This is a genomic window from Pseudoduganella sp. RAF53_2 (genome assembly GCF_052113985.1).
In the GTDB taxonomy this organism is placed as follows: Bacteria; Pseudomonadota; Gammaproteobacteria; order Burkholderiales; family Burkholderiaceae_D; genus Rugamonas.
In genome coordinates, this window is sequence record NZ_JBFRDW010000929.1 from 1 (window position 1) to 1,618 (window position 1,618).

Below are 1,618 nucleotides of genomic sequence, written 5' to 3' on the forward strand. Positions count from 1 at the left end.
GTGGCAAAGCTGCGTCCGTTGATGGACGTGATCAAGGTGGACATCAAGCAGATCGCACCGGGCAGCCTGCCGTGGCAAAGCTGCGTCCGTTGATGGACGTGATCAAGGTGGACATCAAGCAGATCGCACCGGGCAGCCTGCCTGTGCTGGCGCGCGCGCTGAAAATGCCGGGCCAGAAACTGCTGGCGGAGAAAGTTGAAACGGTCGAGGAATTCCGCGAATGCATGGACCTCGGCTTCGAATACTTCCAGGGTTATTACTTTTCGCGTCCCGTTATCCTGAGCGGCAAGAAGATTGCGCCGTCGCAGATGACCATCATGAATCTGCTCAACCTGCTGAGCAAGGATGCCGATCAGCGCGAGGTCGAGCGCAGCGTGAAGCACGATCCCCTGATCTCGTTGAACTTGCTGCGGCTGGTGAATACGCCGGCCGTCGGCGCGCGCTTCCGCATCAACTCAGTTGGGCACGCATTGATCGTGCTGGGGCGCCGGCAGCTGCAGCGCTGGCTGCAGATTCTGCTGTACGTAAAGGGCGCCGAGTTCGATTCGCCCTTGCTGCAAATGGCCACCACGCGCGGCAAAACCATGGAATTGATGATGGAGAAGCTGAAGCCGCAGCAGCGCGTTGCCGCTGACATCGCCTTCACGGTGGGCATCATGTCGCTGATGGATGCGCTGTTCTCCGTGCGCATGCAGGAGATTCTCGATTGCGTGAACGTGCTGGATGAAGTGCGCGATGCCTTGCTGAAGCGCGATGGCGATTACGGCGATGTGCTGCACCTCATCGAGATGATCGAGCGTGCGCAGGAAGGGCCGGAGCTGACCGGCATCCTGCACAAGCTTGAGCTCGCGCCTTCCGAGCTATACGCGATTCAGGTCGCGGCTTTTGAGTGGGTCAATGACTACGCTCAGGGTGTGCGCTGATCCAGTTATTGCGCCAGTAGCAGGAACACGGTCGGCTTCTTGTGGAAGTCCGGCGCCTTGCCTGCGGTGAGCAGGCTTTTCCACTGCGCTCCCGTCATCGTACGGATGCTTTCCGACGGCAGGCTGATATCGGTCGCGACGCAGATCAGCGTGGTGCCATTGCAGCTGTTCACCAGCGCTTCCAGCATGGCCGCATTGCGGTAGGGCGTTTCGATGAAGAGCTGGGTCTGCTTTTCGTTACGCGAGCGCGCTTCCAGGTCCTTGAGACGTTTGGCCCGCGCAGCGGCGTCGGTCGGCAGATAGCCGTTGAAGGCAAAGCTCTGGCCGTTCAGGCCGCTGGCCATTACCGACATCAGGATTGAGCTTGGCCCGACCAGTGGGCGCACGGGAATGCCGTGCTGATGCGCCAGGCGCACCAGGTCCGCGCCGGGATCGGCTACGGCCGGTACGCCAGCTTCGGACAGCAGGCCGGCATCCTGGCCGGCCTTGATCGGCTCCAGCAGTGCTGCCAGTGCGTTGGCCGGCGTATTGACGTTCAGCTCGTTGATGGTGATTTCCTGCAGCGGGCGGGCGAGGGGATGCACGGCGCCGACCAGCTTGAGGAAGGCGCGCGCAGTCTTGGCGTTCTCGGCCACGAAGTAGGGCAGTTGCGCGGTCAGAGCCTGCACGTGCTCGGGAATGACGTGGTTCAGCGC

Annotated in this window: 2 protein-coding genes; one reads left to right on the forward strand and one right to left on the reverse strand. The window is 61.6% G+C overall.

Annotated elements, in window-relative coordinates; genetic code table 11:
* Positions 1 to 71 precede the first annotated feature (71 nt).
* Positions 72 to 923, forward strand: coding sequence for an EAL and HDOD domain-containing protein (locus AB4Z11_RS31115; protein WP_442029956.1), 852 nt, complete (start codon positions 72 to 74; stop codon positions 921 to 923).
* A gap of 5 nt (positions 924 to 928) precedes the next feature.
* Here the strand turns inward: AB4Z11_RS31115 and AB4Z11_RS31120 are convergent.
* On the reverse strand, positions 929 to 1,618 hold a 690-nt coding region (locus AB4Z11_RS31120), incomplete at its 5' end, for an SAM-dependent methyltransferase (RefSeq protein ID WP_442029958.1).